Genomic DNA, 2744 nt, shown 5'->3' with positions numbered 1-2744 from the left:
CGATTGGATGCGCTCGCCTGTACCCCCACGCTGGAGGTCGGCGTCAGCCTCGACGATCTTCACGCGACGATTGCGGGTGCTCGGACCTCGCCAGCGATCATTTCGCCGGGCTTTTCAAGATCCGGCCGCACACCGAGCAGTTGTTCGCGTCGACCCTGCGTATGGATTCCCGGCAGTCTGCCGTGCGCAGGAGCACTCCGCGCGCGACGCGCTTCACGCGATCGCCTCGGTGACATGTGTTCGGCGTGGACGCCGCCCGGCCTTGAGCGGTGCCTGCAGAATCAGAATCATCTGAACCGCTAGACATCGTCTACACGGTCAACGACCACTTTGGCCCCGCTCTCTTTGCCGAGCGCCAGACTGCGAAGAGGGCAGCCCAGATATGGCGTGCAGTCATGAGATCAACAACCTGGGGTGAGTTCAAAAAGACGATGCCAGTCGACCTTTGGAAAGATGTCGTGGACTCCCTCGACGAGGATGTTCCCTCCGACGACGCACCCTTTTCGTCCGACGATGTGCCGGGCTGGGGCGACGACGGCTACTACCCGGGGCCATGGCCACCCGAAGCCGTACTCGATTGGTTTCCTGAAGACTTGATCGACAAGTATGGCGGCGACGTTCAGCCGAATCCAAACGGTGCAAACCTCTACCTTCCCGCCGAGAATGCCGAGAAGGTCGCCGCTGAGTTGCGAGCACGCGGCCACCGCGTCGAGGAGTCGATTGATGACCTTCCGGAATGGATTTCTTACGTGTACGGCTAGCAGGCTGTGGTCGACTGATGCCGCCGGGCAGCGATCCGCGCTACCAGGCCCGAGTTGTCGGGCGAAACCAACCTTCACCGCGAGTTCGTAGCGGCGGTGATCGGGACGATGAATTCTTCGGAGACTCTCGCGCAGATCCTCAACAACCCCGAGCTGAAACAAAAGCTGCTTGGCGAGCTGGTGCCGACCATCTACAAGGTGCTGAAGGCGGCGGGGTAGGTGTGCGCTTACAGACCTGCGGCAGACGTTCGCGGCCTAGTAGCTCTCGGCGGGTGCGCATTTCATGCAGGTCAGCCAGTGGCTCGGGCACAGCACCTACACGCTGACCTTGGACGTGTACGGCGACTACATCCCCGAGCAAGATGGCGGCGCTCAACACCTTGCCGGAACCACCCGCCCCGGCTAGGCCCGCCGAGGCGGTGCGCAACGCGGTGAATTTGTTTGGGCGGCAGACCGTTTGACGCACGCGCCTAGCGATTCATGAGCCTTCGCACGTTCTGTTTCAGGTGTTCGGTGCGGTGACTTCGACACAGCACTTCCATTGGACGCTTGCTACCCGCGATCCTGCTAAGCAGCGCGCCCAGCAGCAGCAGCGCTCCACTGTCACCAAGGGTCACGATGTCGGACGGGTTGTACTCGTATGTTGGTGTGTGTTTCAGGCTGTTGTAAGTGTCCCAGAACATAACGCTCCACTTGTCTAGGTCGCCAACAAACTCAGCGAATGTTGGACCATGCCGCCCTACGGACATTCGGAGTGGCAGACACAATGTTCAAGAAATGAACACTTCGACCGAAACAATCGAAACAAAGTGAGGAGAACCACATGGGTGCCGTATCGGCCGATGAGCTGGCCGGTGAGGCTATGCGCCCGACCTGGGCGGCGCTGGCCCCGGTTAAGGCGCGCGACGAAGCGCTAACAAGGTTCTTGCATGAGGAACTGCCCGTCGACGCGAAGCTCGACGTGGCCGGAATGAACTATCCCGTTGCCGAGGATCGTCGCGACGTGGCCGTCTCACACCGTGGCGACGCCGGGCAGAAGCCCGCCGGGGGCCTAGTCGATGCCATGAGCCTGGTAGGGGAGCCGGTGCGGCGGGGTGGTGGTCATGGACCATAAGCCCGGACGACGTTAGCTGATCGTGCCCTAATTGCGTCACTATTTTCACGCGCACAACCTAGGGTGACGACGGATGAAAAGACGGATGAAAGACGCTGGCGGAACGGCTGGCGATACCGGCGATAGCCGCGTGGCGGTGAATGTGCGGGTGCGTGTATATCCGGGGACGGACGGCGAGGTCGGGGGACTGTGGTCGAGGATTTCGGCGATCTGGCGGGGCATGCAGTGGATATCGCTGAGAACCATATAGTTGCCCCGCGCGGAGATGGGCGGTGGCGCTCGACGCGGGCGGTTTGGTTTTCGTCGACAGCGACCAGTTGGTCACCGAGTAGTTTTAGCTGTCGCGGTTTACCCACCGTCGGGCGACCATCTTTTCCAGTTGCGGCGGCGCTATCGGACAATACGGTGCCAGCCAGCGTGCAGAATCGCATTGTGGCGCAGGCAAGTGGAAGGACTCAGGCCGTGACGCGACGTGACGCGGGGTGCCAGGCATCGGTGAGCTGCGTCTTCACCCCAAAAGCCCTGTGGCACAGGTGTAGTCAAGTAGCAAGAAGTGTAATATTCGCGCACGGTCTGGGAGCGACAAGCAGGCGAGTTCTCGCCCGATAATATCCGCATGGCAGCGTCGCGCTACCTGCATAATGGCAGGTGAGCATGGCGAAGAGCATGACGGCACCCCGAAGATATCCGGCGGCGCGGTCGGTCAAGCCGACCCCAACGACAAGGAGTGAATATCCAATTCTTTGTCGCGGTCAGTCGACGTAAGTAATTGCTAGCGGGATTGTGGGACCGACCACGATGGTCAGCGCAAACCCATCGCCCAACACGGTGAACACCTCGGCGCGCCCATCGCGGACGTGCTGCGCGAT

At 61.2% G+C, this 2744-nt stretch carries 3 protein-coding genes; all 3 read left to right on the top strand.

The window, feature by feature from the left end:
• Positions 1–395: 395 nt before the first annotated feature.
• Complete coding sequence (locus ACLQI9_RS04300; protein WP_442379943.1) at positions 396–761, top strand: hypothetical protein; 366 nt, start codon at positions 396–398, stop codon at positions 759–761.
• A gap of 283 nt (positions 762–1044) precedes the next feature.
• Positions 1045–1167, top strand: coding sequence for a hypothetical protein (locus ACLQI9_RS04295; RefSeq protein WP_442379941.1), 123 nt, complete (start codon positions 1045–1047; stop codon positions 1165–1167).
• A 417-nt stretch (positions 1168–1584) separates the two neighbouring features.
• Positions 1585–1875: a hypothetical protein gene (locus tag ACLQI9_RS04290; RefSeq protein ID WP_442379937.1), complete on the top strand. Its 291-nt coding sequence runs from the start codon at positions 1585–1587 to the stop codon at positions 1873–1875.
• The last annotated feature ends 869 nt before the right edge of the window (positions 1876–2744 follow it).

The sequence above is a fragment of the Mycobacterium sp. genome, from assembly GCF_052143115.1.
Taxonomy (GTDB): domain Bacteria; phylum Actinomycetota; class Actinomycetes; order Mycobacteriales; family Mycobacteriaceae; genus Mycobacterium.
The sequence above is the reverse complement of the archived record's forward strand: the minus strand, read 5'-3'. Positions and strand labels throughout refer to the sequence as shown.

What these genes read in the sequence shown, in the direction of transcription:
- ACLQI9_RS04300 (WP_442379943.1), top strand. Translation starts at nt 396, where the DNA reads ATGAGATCAACAACCTGGGGTGAGTTCAAAAAGACGATGCCAGTCGAC.
- ACLQI9_RS04295 (WP_442379941.1), top strand. Translation starts at nt 1,045, where the DNA reads ATGCAGGTCAGCCAGTGGCTCGGGCACAGCACCTACACGCTGACCTTG.
- ACLQI9_RS04290 (WP_442379937.1), top strand. Translation starts at nt 1,585, where the DNA reads ATGGGTGCCGTATCGGCCGATGAGCTGGCCGGTGAGGCTATGCGCCCG.